Annotated in this window: 21 protein-coding genes; 10 read left to right on the forward strand and 11 right to left on the reverse strand. The window is 66.8% G+C overall.

Annotated elements, in window-relative coordinates; all coding sequences use genetic code 11:
• The first annotated feature begins 31 nt into the window (after window positions 1-31).
• From FZ983_RS01240 to FZ983_RS01250, 3 genes are all read left to right on the forward strand, one after another.
• On the forward strand, window positions 32-367 hold the full coding sequence (locus FZ983_RS01240; protein ID WP_014247927.1) for a hypothetical protein: 336 nt from the start codon (window positions 32-34) through the stop codon (window positions 365-367).
• 140 nt (window positions 368-507) lie between these two features.
• Window positions 508-819 carry a bZIP transcription factor gene (locus FZ983_RS01245; RefSeq protein WP_149221821.1) on the forward strand — a complete coding sequence of 104 codons (312 nt, stop codon included), beginning with the start codon at window positions 508-510 and terminating at the stop codon, window positions 817-819.
• Window positions 816-1,661 carry a methyltransferase domain-containing protein gene (locus FZ983_RS01250; protein ID WP_149221822.1) on the forward strand — a complete coding sequence of 282 codons (846 nt, stop codon included), beginning with the start codon at window positions 816-818 and terminating at the stop codon, window positions 1,659-1,661. Before FZ983_RS01245 ends, FZ983_RS01250 begins: the two co-directional genes overlap by 4 nt.
• Window positions 1,662-1,741: 80 nt before the next feature.
• On the opposite strand, the gene FZ983_RS01255 is transcribed toward FZ983_RS01250, so the two are convergent.
• Complete coding sequence (locus tag FZ983_RS01255) at window positions 1,742-1,984, reverse strand: Lrp/AsnC ligand binding domain-containing protein (protein WP_045580201.1); 243 nt, start codon at window positions 1,982-1,984, stop codon at window positions 1,742-1,744.
• Between the two features lie 4 nt (window positions 1,985-1,988).
• Window positions 1,989-3,557: a DEAD/DEAH box helicase gene (locus tag FZ983_RS01260; RefSeq protein WP_149221823.1), complete on the reverse strand. Its 1,569-nt coding sequence runs from the start codon at window positions 3,555-3,557 to the stop codon at window positions 1,989-1,991.
• 257 nt (window positions 3,558-3,814) lie between these two features.
• Between FZ983_RS01260 and FZ983_RS01265 the strand changes: the two genes are divergently transcribed.
• Together FZ983_RS01265 and FZ983_RS01270 are read left to right on the forward strand one after the other, a co-directional pair.
• Window positions 3,815-4,360: a hydrolase gene (locus FZ983_RS01265; protein WP_149221824.1), complete on the forward strand. Its 546-nt coding sequence runs from the start codon at window positions 3,815-3,817 to the stop codon at window positions 4,358-4,360.
• 16 nt (window positions 4,361-4,376) lie between these two features.
• Window positions 4,377-5,096 (forward strand): alpha/beta fold hydrolase, encoded by a 720-nt coding sequence (locus FZ983_RS01270; protein ID WP_149221825.1) that lies wholly within the window; start codon window positions 4,377-4,379, stop codon window positions 5,094-5,096.
• 16 nt (window positions 5,097-5,112) lie between these two features.
• On the opposite strand, the gene FZ983_RS01275 is transcribed toward FZ983_RS01270, so the two are convergent.
• The 3 genes from FZ983_RS01275 to parE form a co-directional block, all read right to left on the reverse strand.
• The gene (locus FZ983_RS01275; protein WP_149221826.1) at window positions 5,113-5,667 is read right to left on the reverse strand and encodes a hypothetical protein; all 555 of its coding nucleotides are present in this window, start codon (window positions 5,665-5,667) and stop codon (window positions 5,113-5,115) included.
• Window positions 5,668-5,756: 89 nt separating this feature from the next.
• Window positions 5,757-6,563 (reverse strand): hypothetical protein, encoded by an 807-nt coding sequence (locus FZ983_RS01280; protein ID WP_247883520.1) that lies wholly within the window; start codon window positions 6,561-6,563, stop codon window positions 5,757-5,759.
• Between the two features lie 190 nt (window positions 6,564-6,753).
• Window positions 6,754-8,742 carry a DNA topoisomerase IV subunit B gene (gene parE / locus FZ983_RS01285; RefSeq protein ID WP_149221827.1) on the reverse strand — a complete coding sequence of 663 codons (1,989 nt, stop codon included), beginning with the start codon at window positions 8,740-8,742 and terminating at the stop codon, window positions 6,754-6,756.
• Window positions 8,743-8,850: 108 nt separating this feature from the next.
• On the opposite strand from parE, the gene FZ983_RS01290 reads away from it, so the two are divergent.
• Window positions 8,851-9,246 (forward strand): acyl-CoA thioesterase, encoded by a 396-nt coding sequence (locus FZ983_RS01290; RefSeq protein WP_149221828.1) that lies wholly within the window; start codon window positions 8,851-8,853, stop codon window positions 9,244-9,246.
• Between the two features lie 240 nt (window positions 9,247-9,486).
• Here FZ983_RS01290 and FZ983_RS01295 read toward each other — a convergent pair whose 3' ends face one another.
• From FZ983_RS01295 to FZ983_RS01310, 4 genes are all read right to left on the reverse strand, one after another.
• Window positions 9,487-9,921 (reverse strand): ArsC/Spx/MgsR family protein, encoded by a 435-nt coding sequence (locus tag FZ983_RS01295; RefSeq protein ID WP_149221829.1) that lies wholly within the window; start codon window positions 9,919-9,921, stop codon window positions 9,487-9,489.
• 150 nt (window positions 9,922-10,071) lie between these two features.
• A complete protein-coding gene (locus FZ983_RS01300; protein ID WP_149221830.1) occupies window positions 10,072-11,100 on the reverse strand; it encodes an ABC transporter substrate-binding protein in 1,029 nt (342 codons plus the stop codon).
• Between the two features lie 26 nt (window positions 11,101-11,126).
• Window positions 11,127-11,927, reverse strand: a complete 801-nt coding sequence (locus FZ983_RS01305; protein WP_149221831.1) for an ABC transporter permease — start codon at window positions 11,925-11,927, stop codon at window positions 11,127-11,129.
• Window positions 11,928-11,934: 7 nt separating this feature from the next.
• Window positions 11,935-12,756 (reverse strand): ABC transporter ATP-binding protein, encoded by an 822-nt coding sequence (locus tag FZ983_RS01310; RefSeq protein WP_149221832.1) that lies wholly within the window; start codon window positions 12,754-12,756, stop codon window positions 11,935-11,937.
• A 239-nt stretch (window positions 12,757-12,995) separates the two neighbouring features.
• Between FZ983_RS01310 and ftsH the strand changes: the two genes are divergently transcribed.
• From ftsH to FZ983_RS01330, 4 genes are all read left to right on the forward strand, one after another.
• Complete coding sequence (ftsH, locus tag FZ983_RS01315; protein WP_149221833.1) at window positions 12,996-14,777, forward strand: ATP-dependent zinc metalloprotease FtsH; 1,782 nt, start codon at window positions 12,996-12,998, stop codon at window positions 14,775-14,777.
• A 170-nt stretch (window positions 14,778-14,947) separates the two neighbouring features.
• Window positions 14,948-15,748, forward strand: a complete 801-nt coding sequence (locus tag FZ983_RS01320) for an ABC transporter substrate-binding protein (RefSeq protein WP_149221834.1) — start codon at window positions 14,948-14,950, stop codon at window positions 15,746-15,748.
• Window positions 15,745-17,316 (forward strand): SpoIIE family protein phosphatase, encoded by a 1,572-nt coding sequence (locus FZ983_RS01325; RefSeq protein WP_149221835.1) that lies wholly within the window; start codon window positions 15,745-15,747, stop codon window positions 17,314-17,316. The genes FZ983_RS01320 and FZ983_RS01325 overlap by 4 nt, the downstream gene beginning before the upstream one ends.
• A 202-nt stretch (window positions 17,317-17,518) precedes the next feature.
• Window positions 17,519-18,280 carry a response regulator transcription factor gene (locus FZ983_RS01330; protein WP_149221836.1) on the forward strand — a complete coding sequence of 254 codons (762 nt, stop codon included), beginning with the start codon at window positions 17,519-17,521 and terminating at the stop codon, window positions 18,278-18,280.
• A 1-nt stretch (window position 18,281) separates the two neighbouring features.
• Here FZ983_RS01330 and FZ983_RS01335 read toward each other — a convergent pair whose 3' ends face one another.
• Window positions 18,282-19,307, reverse strand: coding sequence for an ATP-binding protein (locus tag FZ983_RS01335; protein WP_149221837.1), 1,026 nt, complete (start codon window positions 19,305-19,307; stop codon window positions 18,282-18,284).
• Entirely contained in the window at window positions 19,304-19,702 is a 399-nt protein-coding gene (locus FZ983_RS01340; protein WP_149221838.1) for a DUF1987 domain-containing protein, read from the reverse strand. The genes FZ983_RS01335 and FZ983_RS01340 overlap by 4 nt, the downstream gene beginning before the upstream one ends.
• Window positions 19,703-19,704: the final 2 nt, after the last annotated feature.

The following is a 19,704-nucleotide window of genomic DNA, read 5'->3' on the forward strand; positions in this document are numbered from 1 at the left end:
TTCATCCGAACGTTTCCCGAGGACCTGCCCGATGCCTATGGCCGCCGACGTCGACACCATCGAACGCACCTCCATCGTCGCCTACACGCTGCTGAACGAACTTCATGAAGTCCTGGCCCTGCCCAAGGCTCCGGACGACGTCACGCTGGGCATTCTGATGGGCATGGCCATGTTCCTCGACGACAAGGTCGGCCCGATGCGCGCCAAGCGTCTGATGAGCGAGGCGCCGTCCATCGTGCTGAAGACGGACGCTCACGTCACGGCCGACCAGACCCAGCGCATTATGCCGGTCCTGCGCGCCTTCGGCGACCACCTGAAGGAACTGCGCATGAAGGCCGAGCGTCCGGTGAGCGGCACCGTCGGCTGACCGCCCGCCGTCCACCAAACGGACCCTCGACCAAATGAACCCGGCGCCTGAAACGGCGCCGGGTTTTCGCCGTCTGCGTGCCGGCAACGGATTGTCAGGCACCTTGACCAATTGGTGAAATGGGCGGAAGCTTGCCGCCCATGGACTGGTTCACCGGGATCGGCATCGTCGCCATTGCGGCCGGCGTCACCATCAGCCTTGTCGTGCTGGTGGCCGTCGGGTCGATCCGCCGCAGCCTGAACGAGGCGTCGGCGCGCCAGTCCCGGCAAATCCGCAAGCTGACGGAGACGGTGGCGACCCTGTCTGCGCAGCATCAGGCGGCGCAGACCCGCATCCAGCAACTGACCGACGCCAACCGCAAGATGTCCGACGAGCTGACGGCTCTCGGTGAGCGGCTGAGCGATGCCGACACGGTCCAGCGCGTGTCCGGCACGGCGAGGCTTCTTCATTGACCGCGACACTGCTTTCCGACTCCGCCAGTCCCGACGCCGCCCGCGAGCGCGACCGCTGGGCCGCCAGCGCCGACGCCTGGGACCGCTGGGCCGACCCGATGGCCGATCTGGCCGACAAGCTGAACCGCCCGCTGCTGGACGCCGCCGGACTGGCGGAGGGCGAACGGCTGCTCGACCTTGCGTCCGGTGCGGGCGAGCCGGCGCTGAGCGCCGCTCGTCGGGTCGGGCCGGACGGGCTGGTGGTCGGCAGCGATCTCGTGCCCGGCATGATGGCAGGCGCGGTGCGCCGTGCCCGTGACGTCGATGGAGCGGCGCCAGCCTTCACCGCGGCGGACATGACCGCCCTGCCCTTCGCCGATGCCGCCTTCGACCGCGTGACCTGCCGCTTCGGGATCATGTTCGTGCCGGCGGTGGAAGCCGCGCTGCGTGAAGTCCGTCGTGTGCTGCGCCCTGGTGGAAGGGCTGCCTTCATGGTGTGGGGACCGCGCGCCGGCAATGGCCTGTTCGCCGAGATCGGCGATGTCGTGGCCGCCCATTTGGGCGAGGATGGCAGTCTGGACCCGCTGTTCCGCTTTGCCGAGCCCGGACTGCTCGCCGACGCTATGCGTGCCGCGGGATTCGGCGAGACCGCGGAGACCGACCTGACCCCGGTCCGCAAGGCGCCGGCCGGCCAGCCATTCTGGCGCGCTGCCCTGGACATGAGCTTCGGCCACCGGCTGGGCGGCCTGGACGCAGCACGGCGCGGCGCGCTGGAGGCGGACATCGCACGGCGGTTCGACGCGCAGGCGGTGGACGGGATCGTGCCGGTACCGTCGCATGCGCGGATCGTGGTGGGCTGGTAAGGCCGGCCGCTGCCGATCCTCTCCGAAAAGCAGAAAGGCCGGGCAAATGCCCGGCCTTTCCAATTTCAAACCACTTGTACTCAGGCGAAGGCCTTGTACGCAATCAGCGTGAAGGTGTCGCGGACTCCCGGCAGGGTCTGAACATGCTCGGTCACGAAGCGGCCGATGTCGTCGTCCTGCTTCAGATAGCACTTCATCAGCAGGTCGTACTGGCCGGAGATGGAATGCACCTCCGACACCTGTTCAATCAGCTGCACCGCCTGATCGGCGACCTCATAGGCCTTGCCGAGATCGCATTTGACCATGACGAAGATGGTCTGCACGGGCTCAGCCCTCCTGCGACTGTTCGGTCGAGGTTTCGGCGGACGGACGCGGACGGGCGGAGCGCAGCATGAAGGCCGGCATGTGGTCACCGAAACCGATCACCGGCACGTCATCGTCGTCGTCGTCACGGCGACGGCGACGGTCACGATCACGATCGCGGCGCGGGTCGTTGTTGCGGCGTGCTTCGGCGGCGGCCAGCGATTCGCGGGGCTGACGCTCCTCGCGAACCGGACGGTCGTCGCGGCTGGACCGCTCTTCACGGACGGGCCGTTCCTCGCGAACAGGCCGCTCCTCACGGGCGGCACGCTCTTCACGGGGCGCGCGCTCCTCACGCGGGGCGCGCTCTTCGCGACCGCCGCGGGGCGGACGGCCCTCCGACTTGGCAGCGCGGCCGCCACGGCCGCGTCCACGCCCGCGGGAGCTGCTGTCTTCCTCGCCGAACTCGGCCGTCTCCAGGCCGTCGATGGCGATCATGGGGATCTCCCGCTTGATGAGGCGCGTGATGGCGCCGACCAGTTTCGTGTCGTCGGGCGTAGCCAGCATGAAGGCGCGGCCCTGCTTGCCGGCGCGGCCGGTACGGCCGATGCGATGGACATAGTCGTCCGGGGTCAGCGGCACGTCGAAATTGAAGACGTGGCTGAGGCCCTGCACATCGATGCCGCGGGCGGCGACGTCGGAGCAGACCAGCAGGGTGATTTCGCCCTGCTTGAAGCGCTCCAGCGTCTCGGTCCGCTTGGACTGCACCATGTCGCCATGCAGCGCGCCGACATTGAAGCCGTGGCGTTCCAGCGACTTCTGCAGCACGGCGATGTCGCGCTTGCGGTTGCAGAAGATGAAGGCGTTCTTGACGTCCTCGGTCTGCAGCAGATGGCGCAACGCCTTGCGCTTGTCCATCTCGTGCACCAGGACCATCGCCTGCGTCACCGTTTCCGCCGGCGAGGCGGGCGGCGCGACGCTGATCTCCATCGGATCGGTGAGGAACGCATCGGCCAGACGGCGGATTTCCGGCGGCATGGTTGCCGAGAAGAACAGGGTCTGCCGATTCTTCGGCAGCTTGCTGACGATGCGCTCGATATCGGGGATGAAGCCCATGTCGAGCATGCGGTCGGCCTCGTCGATGACGAAGACCTTGATGTCGTTCAGCATGATGTTGCCGCGCTCGAACAGGTCGATCAGACGACCCGGAGTCGCGATCAGCACATCCACGCCGCGGTCGAGCTTCTTCACCTGCTCGGTGAAGGTCTCGCCGCCGATCAGCAGCGCCATGCTGAGCTTGTGGTGCTTGCCGTAGGTCTCGAAGCTTTCCGACACCTGGGCGGCCAACTCGCGCGTCGGCTCCAGGATCAGAGACCGCGGCATCCGCGCCCGGGCACGGCCCGACGCCAGGATGTCGATCATGGGCAAGGTGAAGCTCGCCGTCTTGCCGGTGCCCGTCTGCGCGCAGCCCAGCACGTCGCGGCGTTGCAGGACACAGGGAATTGCCTGTTCCTGAATGGGCGTCGGTTGGGTGTAACCCTTGTCCTCGATGGCGCGCAGGACGTCAGGGCCAAGCCCAAGTTCCGAAAAAAGCATCCAACCTGTTTCTGTTCTGGAGTGCGCAAATCGAGCGGTCATCGCTCGACGCCTGGATGAGGCCGAAGAATAGGTAGACAAAGCGCCATGTCAATAGATCCGATGTTCCGAACCTGAAAATAGGCGCGAAAACACGCCGCGTTGGCGAAATCGATCCCCTGCGCTAGGCTGTCCGACGGCATTGCTGCGAGTCGCGGACATTGCCGGCGCCCTGGGTAAGGGCGCCAAGCCCCAAATGGAACGGTCGAGTGCATTTGATGATTCTTCGTGCCCAGGAATCGGTGCTGGTGGTGGTCGACGTCCAGGAACGCCTGCTGCCGGCCATCCACGAATCCGACCGCGTCATCCGGCATGCCGGGATGCTGTTGAAGGCTGCGGCCGCCCTGTCCGTGCCGGTGCTGGTGACGGAGCAGTATCCCCGCGGCCTTGGGCCGACGGTGGAGGCGGTGCGCGCCGACCTGCCGCCCGGCACCCCGGTGATCGAGAAGATTACCTTCGGCTGCACCGGTGAACCGGCCTTCAACGCCGCGGTGGAGGAACTGAAGCGTCCGCAGATCGTGCTGTGCGGGACGGAGGCGCATGTCTGCGTCATGCAGACGGCACTGGGGTTGCGCCAGCAGGGCCATGCGGTCTATCTGGTCGCCGACGCGGTGTCCTCGCGCACCCCCGCCAACCACGCCGCCGCGCTGGAGCGGATGCGCGCCGCCGGCGTCACCATCGTCACCACCGAGATGGTGCTGTTCGAGTGGATGGAACGGGCCGGCACGCCGGTCTTCAAGGTCGTCAGCGCCCTGGTCAAGTGAGCGCAGGAGAAGCCCGATGTCGAACAGCCTCTCGTCCGGTCGCCCTGCCCTGATCCTGCTGCCCGGCATGCCGCTGGACGCGGCTCTGTGGGACCATCAGGTCCGCCACCTCGCAGACATCGCCGACCCGCAAGTGGTCGAACTGGCGGAGTGCGAGTCCATCGCCGCAATGGCCGACAGGGTGCTGGCCACAGCGCCCGACCGATTCGCCGTCGCCGGCCTGTCGATGGGCGGCTATGTCGCCCTGGAGATGCTGCGCCGCTCGCCGGAGCGGGTGGAAAGGTTGGCGCTGCTCGACACCAATGCCCGCCCCGACACGGCGGAGGCGACCGCCACCCGGCGCGAGGCCGTGGCGCTCGCCCGCCAGGGCCGCTATGGGCAGGTGATCCGCGCCGCCCTGCCCCGCCTGATCCACCCCGACCGCATGGCGGACGAAGGTTTCGTCCAGTCGGTACTGGACCAGATGGAGCGGGTGGGGGTCGACGGTTATGCCCGCGAGCAGGAGGCGATCATCAGCCGGCCGGACAGCCGGCCCGGCCTCGCCGCCATCCGCTGCCCCACGCTTGTGGTCTGCGGACGCCAGGACCTGCTGACCCCGCCGGCCCTGCACGAGGAGATGGCGGCGGCAATCCCCGGCGCGAGGCTGGTGCTGCTCGAGGACTGCGGGCACCTGTCGGCCATGGAGCAGCCGCAGGCGGTGACCGCCCTGATGCGCGACTGGCTGCTGCGGCACTGACGGCCCGCGACTGCCGTCAGCAGTCGATGGCGCCGCAGAACAGGTCGGCCCGCCGGCTGGGGAACAGGGTGAAGGTCATGTCGCTGATCAGGCTACGGAAATCGGGATCGTCCGGCCCCTGTGGCCGGTCAAGCCAGCCGGTGGCCGAGGTCAGCGCGCCGCCGGAGCGGCAGAACGCCCCCTGCACGACGATGGGGCCACCCGGCGGCGACGTCGGGATCGGACCGTCGGTGCAGAGGGACGAGTTCAGCATGTTCTCCGCGACGTTGAAGGCCAGAACCACCTTGTAATCCCGCCGTGCCGTCTCGTTCGGCGTGGTGGTGAGGTTGGTCTTCACCCCGGACACGCGGTTCTGCATGTGTGGCAGGACCTTTTCCGCGAAGCGCTCCGGCGGCAGGCCGAAGGGATCGCCATGCAGGACCACCCGCAGGTCGCGGTTCCCCGCCGCATAGGAGACCTCGCTACGCGTATAGGCCGGAGCCGGTTCGCTCGCCACCACCCTCTCGTTGGAGCAGGCGGAGAGGACCGAGGCACCCAGCAGTAGGGCGGCGAGCGGCGGGAGCATGCGCATGATCGGATCGTCCGTTGGTATCGCTGGGCGGGATATGGGGAGCGGTTGCCTGATGGGCGAGTGCTCCCCTGCGCCATGGACCGGATCCGTTACATGTCCCGCAGCCATTTGTCCGCGGCAGACGCGATCAAGACCGGATAATCCGGACGTTCCGGCCCGATCAGGGGAAGGTCGAACTCCGCAACGATGCGCGCCACCATCGCGTCGGTCAATTCCACCCCCAGCATCCGGGCGCGGCGGGCGATCGCCAGTTCCTGGCCCCAGACATAAACGCGCCGTGCGCCGGTGTTGCGCGCCATGACCCGGGACTGCTCCATGCGCTCGTCACCGTTGATCGGCAGCCAGATGTCGGTCATCAGCGTGTCGGCCGGTTCCTCGGTTCTGAATTCCAGCGCATCGGCATTGACGAGGACGATCTTCGCCACGGCCTCTGCCGGAAGCTGGTCGAACAGGCCGATGCGCCGGTTGACCTCGATCACGTCAGGGTCGAGTTCCACCACGGTGACCCGCGTCACTTCCGGCCGCAGCGCCGCATTCACCGCCGCCCAGCCCATGCCCATGCCCATCACCACCGTATGGCCGGCGGCCGCGCGGACGCCGATCTCCTGGCTCTCGATCTCCATCGGCGTCATCGACATCCAGCAGCGGGGGTCGCCATCCGCCTCGCGCCGGAACAGGGCGGCGGTGCCGGTCGTCATCAGCGCCGGGCTCCAATAGCCGGAGCTCACCAGCATCGGCGCCACCCGCAACTGCCAGCGCCCGACCTCGCAAGGCTGGTAGCGCGGCACGAACAGGTCGGTGGTGAAGGGGGTGAGCGACGACAGCGCCTCGGCAACCATCTCCGGCGGGATGGCGTCAGCCGGGATGTGCGCTCCAGGGAAGGCTAAGGGGTGCATGCGTCTCCTGCGGGGTCGGAAGACGTTGCGGGTAAATTCCCGGAACATCTGTGATCCAGATGATAGACCAGGCTAAGTCCTCCCCAAAACAGAGAAAACTCTTGTGGTTTTTCCACCCAACCCCCGGCCGAGACCGGGCCTCTCATCGCCTTGCCCTCGGCGATGACAGGTCCGTCGACAAGAGCATGACCTACACGTCGATGTCGTCCGCCTTCACGAACTTCGCGTTATCCTGGATGAAGCGGAAGCGAAGCTCCGCCTTCTTGCCCATCAACTCCTCGACCAGGGAGCGGGTGCGCTCGAATTCGGGCTTTTCCTCCGGATCGGCGGCGTTGGGCACCACCACGCGCAGCAGCGAGCGCTTGGACGGGTCCATCGTCGTGTCGCGCAGCTGGGCCGGCATCATCTCGCCCAGGCCCTTGAAGCGGCTGATGTCGGGCTTCTTGCCCTTGAACATCTTCGACAGCAGCTCGTCCTTGTGGGCGTCGTCGCGGGCGTAGACCTGCTTGTTGCCGTGGCTGAGGCGGTAGAGCGGCGGCAGGGCGAGATACAGGTGGCCCTCCTGGATCAGGCCCGGCATCTCGCGGTAGAAGAAGGTCATCAGCAGCGAGGCGATGTGGGCGCCGTCGACGTCGGCGTCCGTCATGATGATGACCCGCTCGTAGCGCAGCTTGTCGGTCGAGAAATCCTTGCCGATGCCGCAGCCCAGCGCCTGGGTCAGGTCGTTCAGCTCCTGATTGGCCTTCATCTTGTCGACCGACGCGCTGGCGACGTTCAGGATCTTGCCGCGGAGCGGCAGGATGGCCTGGGTCTCGCGCTGGCGCGCCTGTTTGGCGGAGCCGCCGGCCGAGTCGCCCTCCACCAGGAACAGTTCGGTGCCCTCGGGGGAGTTGCGCGAGCAGTCCGCCAGCTTGCCGGGCAGGCGCAGACGGCGGGTGGCCGACTTGCGCGTCATCTCCTTCGACTGCTTGCGGCGCGCCCGCTCTTCCGCCTTTTCGATCAGGCGCTCCAGCAGGGCGTTGGCGCTCTGCGGATCGCCGGACAGCCAATGATCGAAATGGTCCTTCACCGCGGTCTCGACGAGGCGCTGTGCCTCCGCCGTCACCAGCTTCTCCTTGGTCTGGCCCTGGAAATGCGGTTCGCGGATGAAGACCGACAGCAGGATGCAGGCGTCGCCCATCACGTCGTCGGCGGTGACCTGCCCGGCTCGCTTGTTGTTCGTCAGCTCGCCATAGGCTTTCAGGCCGCGGGTCAGCGCGGTGCGCAGGCCGGCCTCATGCGTGCCGCCCTGCGGAGTCGGGACAGTGTTGCAGTAGGTGTGAGAAAAGCCTTCGTCGTCGTCCGGCCACGCCACCGCCCACTCCACCCGGCCCTGGCCGTTGGGGAAGTCGAGCGCACCGGCGAAGGGCGACGGCGTCAGCGTCTTGCGATCCTTCAGCGCAGCGGTCAGATAATCCTGAAGTCCGCCCGGGAAATGCAGGGTCTCCGATGCCGGCGTGGTGGCGTCGACCGACAGCAGCGCCGGATCGCAGCTCCACCGGATCTCCACCCCACGGAACAGATAGGCCTTGGAACGCGCCAGCCGGTACAGCCGGTGCGGTTCGAAATGAGCGGTCTCGCCGAAGATTTCGGGGTCGGCGTGGAATCGGATGGTGGTGCCGCGGCGGTTGACGTTGCCACGGTGGGCCAGCGGCCCCTGCGGCAGGCCGCGGCTGTATTCCTGGACGTAGAGCTGCTTTTCGCGGGCGATCTCCACGGTCAGCCGGTCCGACAGGGCGTTCACCACCGACAGGCCGACGCCGTGCAGGCCGCCCGAAGTCTGGTAGACCTTGTTGGAGAATTTGCCGCCGGAGTGCAGCGTGGTCATGATGACCTCCAACGCCGACTTGCCCGGATATTTCGGATGGTCGTCGATGGGGATGCCGCGCCCGTTGTCGCGGACCATCACCGTGCCGTCTGCGGCCAACTCCAGGTCGATGCGGCTGGCATGTCCGGCCACCGCCTCGTCCATGGCGTTGTCCAGCACCTCCGCCACCAGATGGTGCAGCGCACGGTCGTCGGTGCCGCCGATATACATGCCCGGCCGGCGCCGGACGGGCTCCAGCCCCTCCAGAACCTCGATATCCTGGGCGGAGTAGCTGTCGGCCTTGGGGGCCGTGTTCTCGAAAAGATCGCTCATGACGGGATGATAGGAATTTCGTCAGGGGTGCGCAAGCGCATCCTGTGCCGTTTATAGTGCGGTACCACAAGCTTTTGTGCAGGAAATTTTCGTGACGCCGGAGGAAGCATGAGCGCAGCGCACGCATACGACTTCGACAATGGTCCCGCCCTGCGGGCCATCGCGATGCCGGCGGACACCAATCCGAACGGCGACATCTTCGGCGGCTGGCTGCTGGCTCAGATGGATCTGGCCGGCGGCACGGTGGCGGTGCGGCGCAGCCACGGCCGCGTCGCCACCGTTGGAATCGAGGCGATGACCTTCCACAAGCCGGTCTTCGTCGGCGACGAGGTCAGCTGCTTCGCCCGGATCGAGAAGGTCGGCCGCACCTCGCTACGCGTCCGCATCGAGACCTGGGTGCGGCGCGAGCGTTCCGGCTCCGACCCGATCAAGGTGACGGAGGGCGTGTTCACCTACGTCGCCATCGGCGAGGACCGCAAGCCGCGCGAAGTGCCGCCGGAGTGAGGTTCGTCTGGTCCGGGGCGGTGGTTGGAATGCCAAGCCGCATCGTCGCGGGCAAGCTGGAACACGGATTACACGGATTTTGACACGGATTACACGGATCGGGTTGTTTCCGCAGAACGCACCCGCGGGTACGGAAAGCGCTGCACTGCACAGTTCCGTGAAATCCGGCTCCAATCCGTGTAATCCGTGTCGATTCTTGTCGGCGCTTGCCGCAAGTCGCGGTCAGGCGGTTGCCTGTCCTTACGCCGCCGGCGCCTTGACGAAATGCTGGTGGCCGTGATCGCACTGGCCGCGGGCGTGCTTGTCGTCGCAGCTTTCGCCGGAGGTCAGGCCGATCCAGCCATGCAGCGTAGTGGGGTCGAAGCCGGCCTCGCGGCGGTCGCCGACCTGGATCAGCGGGCGGCGGATCAGGTCGCGGTCGGTCAGCATCGCGGACAGTGCCGCGGTCTCGTCGAGGCCGTCGGGATTCATGGCGCCCGACTTCACTGCGGCGGCGCGACGGTTGAACCAGGCGTCGACGTCCTTGTCGCCGAAGAAGGCGCGGAGGTCGGCGGCGGTCAATTCGGCGGTGGCAAGATCGCGTTCGACCAGCGTGTGACCGGCGGCGGTCAGCTGCTGCTTCTGCTTGGCGTTCGCCGGGCAACCGGCCATTCCGTAGAAAATCACCTCGGCCATTGGGCACTCCGCTGTCGGGTGGACGGTCCTGACCGGGGTTCAATCAGGACCGATTTCGTCCAGTCTAACGGCAGCGCAGCATGAAAAAGGGCGCGACGGAATGTCGCGCCCACATTTTTTATATGGGTATTCGGGAACAGAGCGCGAGGCTCACTTCTGCAGGCGCTTCAGGGCATCCTCGACATACTGGTTGGTGTAGGTCTTGGACAAATCGATGCTGGTCGACGCCACCGCCGGGTCGAAGGCCTTCAGCACCTTCAGCGCGGCATCGGCACCGACCTGGGTGAAGCGGCCGTCCGGCGAATAGGTCGGCTTCGAATGCTCGAAAGCCTGGGCGTAGAGCGACTTGTTGCCCAGGAAATACTCCTCCGGCATCACCTTCAGCACGTCATCGGTGCTGGCCTTGTTCAGCCACAGCATGGTGCGGACGAAAACGTCGGTCAGCGCCTGGGTGGTCTTCGGATTCTCCTTGATGAAGTCAGGCTTCATGTAGAGCACCGCGGCGGGATAGGGACCGCCATATACATCCATGGTGCCCTTTTCCGTCCGGGTGTCGAGCAGGACGGTGATGTCGCCATCGGCCTGGGCCTGGCTGATGACCGGGTCCAGGTTGACGATGGCGTCGATTTCCCCGCGCTTGATCGCCGCGATGGCGCTGGGACCGCCGCCGACGCCGATCACCGAGGCATCCTCAGGCTTCATGCCCATGGAGGTCAGCACATAGTTCAGCATGAAGTTAGTGGAGGAGCCGGGCGCGGTCACGCCAACCTTCTTGCCCTTCAGATCCTGAACCGACTTGACGGCGCCGGACTTGTTGACGGCGGCCAGCACGATGCCGGGATAACGGCCGAGTTGGGCCACCGCAACGATGGGCTGACCCTTGGCCTGCATCTGGATGGTGTGGTCGTAGGCGCCGGTCACCACGTCGGCCGAGCCGCCGACCAGGGCCTGCAGGCTCTTGGCGCCACCGCCGAAGTCGCTGACCTCGACGTTCAGGCCGGCCTCCTTGAAGTAGCCCAGCCGCTCGGCCAGCGTCAGCGGCAGGTAATAGAGCAGCGGCTTGCCGCCAACGGCAATCTTGATGTCGGTCTTCTCAAGCGTCTGCTGAGCTGCGGCCAGTCCGGCCGTTCCGAGTGTCAGGGCGACCGCGGCGGCCGCGATCAGCGATTTGAGCTTCATTGTTTTCCTCCCCCCGAAAATTGAAATCAGTGCTGCCCGCCGCTGGTATCCTGCGGGCGCCAGTGCAGAAGCCGCTTTTCGATCATGGTGACGGCGGCATCGATCAGGACGACGAAGATCGTCAGCACCAGCATGCCGGAGAAGACTCCGACGGTGTCAAACACGCCCTCCGCCTGATGGATGCGGTAGCCGAGCCCGGCGGCGGAGCCCAGATATTCCCCCACCACCGCACCGACCATGGCGAAGCCGACGGCGGTGTGCAGCGAGGAGAAGACCCAGGACAGGGCCGATGGCAGATAGACGTGCCGGAACAGGTCGCGGGAGCTGGCGCCCAGCATGCGGGCATTGGCCAGCACGACCGGGCTGACCTCCTTCACGCCCTGGTAGACGTTGAAGAAGACGATGAAGAAGACCAGCGTCACCCCCAGCGCCACCTTCGACCAGATGCCGAGCCCGAGCCACAGCGCGAAGATCGGTGCAAGCACCACGCGGGGCAGCGCGTTGACCGCCTTGATGTAGGGGTCGAAGACGAGGGAGACCAACGGCGCGCGGGCGAACCAGAAGCCGAAGGCGATGCCGGCAACGGTCCCGATGACGAAGGCCAGCGCCGTTTCCAGCAGCGTGATGCCAAGGTGATACCAGATGACGCCCGAAGCGAAATCCGCCCAGGTGCGGGCCAGCACCGCCCCCGGCGTGCCGAAGAAGAACGGGCTGAGGATCTTGGTGTCGGTCAGGACGTGCCAGATCAGGAAGAAGGCGATCAGAACGCCCAACTGAAGCAGCAGGATGACCGGACGGCCGGGCAGGCGTTTGGCATGGGATCTCATGATGTCGTCACCGCAGCTTGGTCTGGGCGTAGCCCTTCAGAACTTCGTCGCGCAGCTGGCCCCAGATTTCCTTGTGAAGGTCCAGGAACTGCGGCGTCATGCGGATTTCCGCCACGTCGCGAGGGCGCTCCAGGTCGATGCGGTACTCGCCGATCAGCCGGGCGCCGGGGCCGGCGGACAACACCAGGACCCGGTCGGACATGGCGATGGCCTCCTCCAGGTCATGGGTGATGAAGACCACGGACTTGCGGTCCGCCGCCCAGAGGTCGAGCAGCTCGTTCTCCATCATCTGGCGGGTTTGGACGTCGAGCGCCGAGAAGGGCTCGTCCATCAGGATGATCTTGGGATCGACGATCAGCGTCTGGGCCAGTGCCACGCGCTTGCGCATGCCGCCCGACAGCTGATGCGGAAATCGGTCGCCGAACCCCTCCAGCCCGACGCGGGACAGCCAGGGCAGCGCACGCTCCCGCGCCTCCGCCTTGGAGACGCCGCGGAACTCCAGCCCGGCGGCGACATTGTCGAGCGCCGATTTCCAGGGCATCAGCGCCTCTGCCTGGAACATGTAGCCAGCCTTGGGATTGATGCCGGTCACCGGCTGCCCGAAGGAAAGCGCGCGGCCCTCGCTGGGCTTGAGCAGGCCGGCGGCGACGTTCAGCATCGTCGACTTGCCGCTGCCGGTCGGGCCGACGATCGACACAAACTCGCCGTCCGCGACGGTGAAGCTGGCTCCCTGTACGGCAGTATAGGAACGTCCCCGGCCGTCGGGTGAAGGAAAGGTGCAGGTCACGCCGTCCAGCTGGAGGGCGGGCGCCGCGGCGGCCTCGGCCATATCGGTGTGGTCCTTATCGTTCGGGCGGATCACTTTGGTTGGGAAAGCATACTGTCCGAACAGAAGCATATCGGCAACCTCTTGAGATCACCGTCGAATCCAAAAGGGGCCATTCCGCAAACGCACCGCTTACGGTGTCAAAGAAGGGACCGGGGGCGTTAACGGTTGCCGCGGCGGCGGCATGTCCCGCATCAATGTCATAGACCGAAAGCCAGTCCCTATCTTTTCGCGGAGCCGAGATGCCTACGCTGCCGAAACGCCCGATGATTGCGCTTGCCGTCTTGGCCGCCCTGCTCGCCGCGTGGCTCGGATTTGCGGCGTGGTACGATCACAGCCAACGGGCGGACGAACAGCCGGCAACCTACAGCGCGCTGATCGAACGGGCCGGCCGCGGCGAGATCGAATCCGTAACCTTCGCCAATGGGACGGGCCATGCGGTGGCCACCGACGGCAGCCGCTATCGCATCGTGATACCGGTCACCGACGACCTGCTGAAGGAGATGCGCAGCCACAAGGTCGCCATCGCCTTCGACGAGGGGCCGGACGGGCTGATGGCGCAGACGGTCCGCGTGCTCGACCGCGCGGCTCCCTTCCTGGTGGTTGCCCTGCTGATCGGCGGGCTGCTGCTCAGCGGCGGGCAGTTCTTCGGCATGGGACGCGCCACCCGCGTGCGCCCGGAGGACACCAACACCGTCTTCGCCGACGTGGCGGGCGTGGACGAGGCGAAGGAAGAACTGCGCGAAACGGTGCAGTTCCTGAAGGATCCGCGCCGCTTCGCCATGGCCGGCGCCCGCGTGCCGAAGGGCATCCTGCTGGTCGGCCCGCCCGGCACCGGCAAGACCATGCTGGCCAAGGCCGCTGCGGGCGAGGCCGGCGTGCCCTTCTTCGCCGCATCGGGTTCCGATTTCGTCGAGATGTTCGTAGGACTGGGTGCGGCGCGCGTCCGCAGCCTGTTCAAGACGGCCCGCGCCAATGCCCCCTGCATCCTGTTCATCGACGAGATCGACGCGCTGGCCGGGAAGCGGGGCGAATCGAACAGCCATTCGGAACGCGAGCAGACGTTGAACCAGCTGCTGGTGGAAATGGACGGCATTGTGGAGGGTGGCGAGGTGGTGGTGATCGCCGCCACCAACCGGTCGGAGATGCTGGACGCCGCGGTGCTCCGCCCCGGCCGCTTCGATCGTCACATCCATGTCAGCCTGCCCGACGTGGCGGGACGCGAGGCCATCCTGGGCGTCCATGCCGGCCGGCTGACGCTGGCGCCCGACGTCTGCGCCCGCACCGTGGCGCGCGGCACCCCCGGTTTCTCCGGCGCCGAACTCGCCAACCTGACCAACGAGGCTGCCCTGTCGGCGGCGCGCCAGGGCCGGGTCGTCGTCACCATGGCGGACTACGAAGCGGCCAAGGACCGCGTGCTGATGGGCACCGAGCGCCGCAGCCTCGCCCTGTCGGCGCACGAGCGGCGGCTGATCGCGGTCCATGAGGCCGGTCACGCGCTGGTTTCCCTGCGCTGCCCGCAGGCCGACCCGATCCACAAGGCCACCATCATCCCGCGCGGCGGCGCGCTGGGCATGGTGGTGCGGCTGCCGGAGGGCGACCGCGTTTCGGTTTCGCGTGCCAAGCTGATGGCGGACATCGCCGTCGCCATGGCCGGCCGGGCGGCGGAGGAGATCGTCTTCGGCTTCGATCACGTCACCACCGGTGCCGAGGCCGACTTCCGCGCCGCCACCGACCTTGCCCGCCGCATGGTCACGGCGTGGGGGATGAGCGAGGAGATCGGCTATGTCGCCCATGCCGCCGCCGAGCCGGGCGCGCGGTCCGAGCGTACCGCATGGCGCATCGACGAAGAGGTCCGCCGCATCACCGATGAAGGGATGGAGCATGCCCGCCGCCTGCTGCGCACCGATCGCGCCGCGCTCGACGGCATCGCCAAGGCCCTGTTGGAGCGCGAGACCCTGAGCGGAGGCGAGATTACCGAACTGGCCGACAGCCAGCAGGAGCGCGCAACGGAAGCGGCCTGAGTCCTCGGGAGTTCGGGGGGTTATGGTCGGAATTTTCGGCCCGCCTGTTTACCGACTTCCGTCAGTCGCCAGCCGTGTCCACCGGCAGGAAATGTCCCACATTGCGACATAGGTGCATACCGGGGTAGATTAATCTTGGTTGTAGTGAGGTAACATGAGGGGGGGACGCGATGACGGGACCGCTATCCCGCCGCACGGTTCTGCGAACCGCGCTGCCCCTCCTCGCCCTCTTGCCCCTGCTGGCGGGCCGCCCGGGTCCGTCGCACGCGGCGCCTGCAAATGCTCCGGCAGTCATCAAGGTCGGCGCCTACGAATTTCCCCCTTACGTCGACGAATCGGGTGGCGGCGTCACCCGCGACCTGCTGGACCTGTTCAACGCCGCCCAGTCTGAACTCCGGTTCGAAATGGTCCGCACCGCGCCGCAGCGGCGGTACGACGACCTGGAACAAGGGCGGTTCGACATGATCGCCTTCGAATGCCGCAATTGGGGCTGGCAAGGCCGCCCGGTCGAAGCCAGCCGGCCGTTCCTGCGCGACGCCGAGGTGTTCATCGCCCGGGTGGCCCCCGGCATCGACCAGCGCTATTTCGACGATCTGACCGGCAAGTCGATTCTCGGACGGCTCGGCTTCCATTACGCATTCGCAGGGTTCGAGGCCGATCCGAAGATCCTCGAACAGCGGTTCCGCACCCGCGTCACGGTGACGCATGAGGGCAACGTCCGCAGCGTCGTCGCCGGCCGGGCCGATCTCGCCATCGTCACCCGCTCCTTCCTGACCCGCTTCCTGCAGCGCGAGCCCGAACTGGCCCGGCAGCTGGTGGTGTCCGAGCGCACCGACCAGATCTACGAGCACACCATCCTGACGCGCCAGGGCGGAGCCGTCGCGACCGCCTGGCTCGATTCGCTGCTCGACCGCCTTGCCGAGGACGGGCGCCTTGAGTTGCTGTGGCGGCGGAGCGGGATCGTGTCGTGAGGCGCCGCTCCTCACTGCTGGCGCGGGTGGCCGGGGCCATCCTGCTGACGACCGCGACCGTCGGATCGGCGGCCGTGCTGCTGTCGGAGTGGATCGTGGAGGGCCAGCGCCACCAGGACCTGCTGCGCCGGGCCGAACTGGTCGCGGCGACCCAGGCCGACGCGTTGAGCGGCCCGGTGTGGGAACTGGACAACCGCAGCGCCCAGCGGATGATCGAGGCGCTGACCGGCCGCGATCCCGCCATCCGCTCCATTACGGTTTTCGAGACCGACCGCGACGTGCCGCTGGCGGAGATCACGGCGACCAGCGAGGATAAGGCGGAGCGCATCACCGTCGAACGCCCCATCGTCCTGCATGGGCGCGAAGGCCGGGTCCAGACGGTCGGCACCCTGCGGATCGCCTATTCGACGGCGGAGGTCCGGCAAGCCACCCTGGATGCGCTGGTGCCGGTGGTCGGGCTGCTGGTGCTGTCGCTGCTGGGGGCGATGGCGGTGCTGGGCCTGACGATGAACCGCATGGTGCTGCGCCCGTTGCGCCGGCTGACCCAACTGGCCAGCGCCATGGCGCGCGGCGACTATGGCGCCCGCATGGACACCGGCCGCACCGACGAGATCGGCGTGCTGGCGGACGGCTTCAACCGCATGGCGGCCACCGTGCAGGACCACACCGGCACGCTGGAAAGCCGGGTCCGCGAACGGACCGAGGCGCTGGCCGCCACCAACCGCGCCATCATGGACAGCATCAACTACGCGCAGCTGATCCAATCCGCCATCCTGCCGTCCGCCGACACGCTGTCGGCCGGCCTCACTGAGCATTTCGTCCTGTGGCGCCCGCGCGACGTGGTCAGCGGCGATTTCTATGTCTGCCGGGAGGTGCCGGACGGATATGTCGTCGCGGTCGCCGACTGCACGGGGCATGGCGTGCCCGGCGCCTTCATGACGATGACCGCCAGTGCGATGCTGAACAACGCACTGGACCTTCTGGGCGCGTCCGACCCGGCGGCGGTGCTTGCCGCCGTCGACCGCAAGGTCCGCGCCACCCTGCACCAGGAGGGGGAAGCCCGCAGTGGAGACGAGTGCTTCGACAACGGTCTTGATCTCGCGCTCTGCCACATCCGACCGGCCGAAGGGAGGCTGGTTTATGCCGGGGCACGCATTCCCCTGCTGGTCGTCACCGGCGATGGCGTGACGGAACTGCGCGGCGACCGGCGCAGCCTGGGCTACCGTCCGGCCGGGCAGCCCGCCGGGAGGTGTGGGGCCGAGTCGTCCTTCACGAATCACAGCATTCTCCTGCGACCGGGCCAAACCTTCATCCTGGGAACCGACGGACTGGCCGATCAGAGCGGCGGCGAACGCGGACGCAGCTTCGGCAGAGCCCGCCTGCGGGAAATTCTCCGGCAGGGCGGCACCGGCCCACTGGACAGGCTGAAATCGGAGTTGGAATCCTCCCTCGACCGCTTTCAGTCGGGCCGCGAACAGCGCGACGACATCACACTGTTCGGGTTCCGCGTGCGGCTGACCGACGCAGCGGCCGCTCCCCAGCAGCGAACCGGCCGGCAGGCCGCATGAAAGGCCTGGACCGTTTGCGCGAATCTGTTACAGAGATGTCACCTTTTGTGACAGGTTGTGACGCGCCATCTGCGACAGGTCAGGGACAGGTTCACGGCTCGCTTTCGAGGCTTATCAACTTTGTTTTAAAATTTAGGCATCCTAGGGTATGTTCCACCCGTTGGAGTGGTGTGCATAGGCGCGGCAACAGGGAGAGCACGGCATGGCAGGTCCGACGATCGTCGTGGTCGAAGATGAGAGTTCGCTCCGGTCCGACATGGTGGAATACCTGACGGGCTGCGGATTTCATGCGATCGGCGCACGCGATGGTGCGGAACTCGACCGTCTGCTCCAGAGCAACGACGCGTCCATCGTGGTCCTGGATGTGAACCTGCCGGACGAGGACGGGTTCAAGATCGCGGCACGTCTGCGCGACGGCCATGGCGCCGGCATCATCATGGTCACCGCCCGCAGTTCCACCGTCGACCGCGTGGTCGGGCTGGAGATCGGCGCCGACGCCTATCTGGTGAAGCCGGTCGAATTGCGCGAACTGGAAGCGCAGGTTAAATCGCTGCTGCGCCGGCTGAGCGAGCGTGCCGCCGAGTCGGCAGTCCAGGCCGCCGGTACCGCCGCACCAGCCGACACCGTCCATGACGGCATCGACGAGGCGCGCTGGTCGCTGGACCCCACGGAATGGAGCCTGACCAATCCGGCCGGCATCCGCATCAGCCTGACCAGCATGGAAATGAAGCTGACCAGCCTGCTGGCCGCCCAGGCGCGCAAGCCGGCGACTCGCGACCAGATTTCCCAGGCTCTGTACAATCGCCGCTGGAACCCGGAAGACCGTTCCATCGACACCGTCGTCGGCCGCCTGCGCCACAAGGTGGAGGGCGCCATCGGCGGCCCTGCCCCGCTGAAGTCGGTACATGGCGTCGGATATGTCTTCTCCGCCCCGATCCGGGTGACGGGCGCGGCACAAGGATAAGTCAGTCCTGACCCGGCGTCCGGCACGGGAACAGCAGCGTGAAGCTGGTCCCTTGGTCCGGCATGCTGTCCACCGTGATCGCTCCTTTCAGAACGCCGACCACCAGATTGTGGACGATGTGCAGCCCCAGCCCGCTGCCGCCGCGCCCGCGACGCGTTGTAAAGAACGGCTCGAACACCCGGGCGCGGTGCTCTTCGCTCATGCCGCGGCCATTGTCGGTAAAGCGCAGTCGGACGGTATCCGGAGTCGGAAGATCCACCATGATCGCCATGTCGCCCGGCCGGCCATCGGCAAAGGCATGGGTCAGGGCGTTCATCACCAGGTTCGACAGGATCTGCGACAGCACGCCCGGATAGCTGTCCAATTCCAGATCGCCGGGGCAGCTCACCGCCACCGCATGGCCGGACGGCCGAAGCTTCGGCTGCAGGCTGACCAGCGTATCCTGGATATAGGCAGCAAGATTGACGCTGCGCCGCTCCGCGCTGGCCCGGTCTACCGCGACCTGCTTGAAGCCGGCGATCAACTGCGACGCCCGTTCGCAATTGCCCAGGATCAGGTCGGTGGTGTCGATGGCGGTGGTGAGATAGCGGGCGAATTCCGCCTTTCCCAATTCCCCTTCCTCCGCCCGGCGGCGCAAGGCCTGGGTTGCATCGGCAAGATGGGACGCGCAGGAAACGGCGATCCCGACCGGCGTGTTGATCTCGTGTGCGACCCCGGCGACGAGCGCACCGAGGGAAGCCAGCTTTTCCGACTGGACCATCGCCTCCTGCGCCTCGCGCAGGCTTTCCAGTGCGGCTTCAGCCTCGCTGCGCCGGCGTTCCAGTTCGTGGTTGGCGTCACTCAACTGGGCCTGCAGGCGATCGCTGACCCGCACCAGCCGCTGCTGCTCCCGCGTGCTGAGTTCGAAGGCGGCGACGAGTTCGCGGTATTCGGACAGGCACTGAGGTGCCAGCGCCTCCAGTCTCTTCTCCAGCGCGCGGGCCTTGGCGAGCGCCTCCTCCTCAGCAGCGAAGAGGTTGAAGCTCATGGGCTGCCGCCGGCGGGGATCTCCCGCATCCGGAAGACGACATGCCGCAGATCCTCGGCGAAATCCTCGCCCAGTTCGCGCATGGACTCGTCGTTTTCCTCCACGCACCAGGTCAGCGTCACCGGCCGGCCGGCCTTCGCCACGGTCTCCAGCATCTGGAAGATGTTCATCAACGCTTTGGCGCTGGAACTGTTGAAATACAGCAATTCCATGTCGAAACGGATCGCACCGCCATCTGGGCGGGCCAGATAGCCGCGCAGCGCGTCGAACACCGGGCCGAAGAAACCGGCAACGTCGTCGGGATAGGATTCGCCGGTCATTCGTAAATGGCCGCCGGCGAAATCGAAAGAGACGCCCGGCGTGCGTCCGGTGGCGGGAATGGTCAGGCTGTCCATGG

This window comes from Azospirillum sp. B21 (assembly GCF_008364825.1).
Lineage (GTDB): Bacteria > Pseudomonadota > Alphaproteobacteria > Azospirillales > Azospirillaceae > Azospirillum.

Coding starts and splice junctions, on each gene's coding strand:
- FZ983_RS01240 (WP_014247927.1), top strand. CDS start 32: ATGCCTATGGCCGCCGACGTCGACACCATCGAACGCACCTCCATCGTC.
- FZ983_RS01245 (WP_149221821.1), top strand. CDS start 508: ATGGACTGGTTCACCGGGATCGGCATCGTCGCCATTGCGGCCGGCGTC.
- FZ983_RS01260 (WP_149221823.1), bottom strand. CDS start 3,557: ATGCTTTTTTCGGAACTTGGGCTTGGCCCTGACGTCCTGCGCGCCATC.
- FZ983_RS01265 (WP_149221824.1), top strand. CDS start 3,815: ATGATTCTTCGTGCCCAGGAATCGGTGCTGGTGGTGGTCGACGTCCAG.
- FZ983_RS01270 (WP_149221825.1), top strand. CDS start 4,377: ATGTCGAACAGCCTCTCGTCCGGTCGCCCTGCCCTGATCCTGCTGCCC.
- FZ983_RS01275 (WP_149221826.1), bottom strand. CDS start 5,667: ATGCGCATGCTCCCGCCGCTCGCCGCCCTACTGCTGGGTGCCTCGGTC.
- FZ983_RS01280 (WP_247883520.1), bottom strand. CDS start 6,563: ATGCACCCCTTAGCCTTCCCTGGAGCGCACATCCCGGCTGACGCCATC.
- parE (WP_149221827.1), bottom strand. CDS start 8,742: ATGAGCGATCTTTTCGAGAACACGGCCCCCAAGGCCGACAGCTACTCC.
- FZ983_RS01290 (WP_149221828.1), top strand. CDS start 8,851: ATGAGCGCAGCGCACGCATACGACTTCGACAATGGTCCCGCCCTGCGG.
- FZ983_RS01295 (WP_149221829.1), bottom strand. CDS start 9,921: ATGGCCGAGGTGATTTTCTACGGAATGGCCGGTTGCCCGGCGAACGCC.
- FZ983_RS01300 (WP_149221830.1), bottom strand. CDS start 11,100: ATGAAGCTCAAATCGCTGATCGCGGCCGCCGCGGTCGCCCTGACACTC.
- FZ983_RS01305 (WP_149221831.1), bottom strand. CDS start 11,927: ATGAGATCCCATGCCAAACGCCTGCCCGGCCGTCCGGTCATCCTGCTG.
- FZ983_RS01310 (WP_149221832.1), bottom strand. CDS start 12,756: ATGGCCGAGGCCGCCGCGGCGCCCGCCCTCCAGCTGGACGGCGTGACC.
- ftsH (WP_149221833.1), top strand. CDS start 12,996: ATGCCTACGCTGCCGAAACGCCCGATGATTGCGCTTGCCGTCTTGGCC.
- FZ983_RS01320 (WP_149221834.1), top strand. CDS start 14,948: ATGACGGGACCGCTATCCCGCCGCACGGTTCTGCGAACCGCGCTGCCC.
- FZ983_RS01330 (WP_149221836.1), top strand. CDS start 17,519: ATGGCAGGTCCGACGATCGTCGTGGTCGAAGATGAGAGTTCGCTCCGG.
- FZ983_RS01335 (WP_149221837.1), bottom strand. CDS start 19,307: ATGAGCTTCAACCTCTTCGCTGCTGAGGAGGAGGCGCTCGCCAAGGCC.
- FZ983_RS01340 (WP_149221838.1), bottom strand. CDS start 19,702: ATGGACAGCCTGACCATTCCCGCCACCGGACGCACGCCGGGCGTCTCT.